The organism is Bradyrhizobium sp. IC4060, from assembly GCF_020193715.1.
In the GTDB taxonomy this organism is placed as follows: Bacteria; Pseudomonadota; Alphaproteobacteria; order Rhizobiales; family Xanthobacteraceae; genus Bradyrhizobium; species Bradyrhizobium yuanmingense.
The window spans coordinates 1-404 of record NZ_JADYVJ010000114.1 but is presented as its reverse complement, the minus strand read 5'-3'; the positions used below and the strand labels follow the sequence as shown (position 1 = coordinate 404).

Genomic DNA, 404 nt, shown 5'->3' with positions numbered 1-404 from the left:
GTCAGGATGTGGACCGGTGGCAGACCGTGAAAATCTTCGCGCCACAGCGGACTGGCATCCGGATGGGTAGCGGGTGTGGCCGCTAAATACATTTCGTAGCCGCTCAGTAGCGTGTCCCGGGTAATCACATAGTCATCGCCATTGCTGAGGTAGCTCGCCATGCTGGCGGTAGCGTCGAGCATCGGGTAAATCAGGATAAGCTGTGCAGGCTGCCATGTTCCCGCCGCTTTCAGGCGCAGGGCCGTGACCAGGGCGAGATGCCCGCCGGCGCTGTCGCCGGCCAGGGTGATACGTGATGCGTCAACGCCAAGCTGTTTTGCGTTCTGGTGAATAATCGTGGCACCTCGTTCTGCATCATCGTGCGCCGCCGGAAAGGTATGCTCCGGCGCCAGGCGGTACTGTAC

1 protein-coding gene is annotated in these 404 nt (G+C 60.9%); it reads right to left on the bottom strand.

All coding sequences use genetic code 11. The features are described 5' to 3' along the window. The coding region (locus I6F16_RS37745; RefSeq protein WP_225174809.1) for an alpha/beta hydrolase at nt 1-404 on the bottom strand (404 nt) is incomplete at both ends.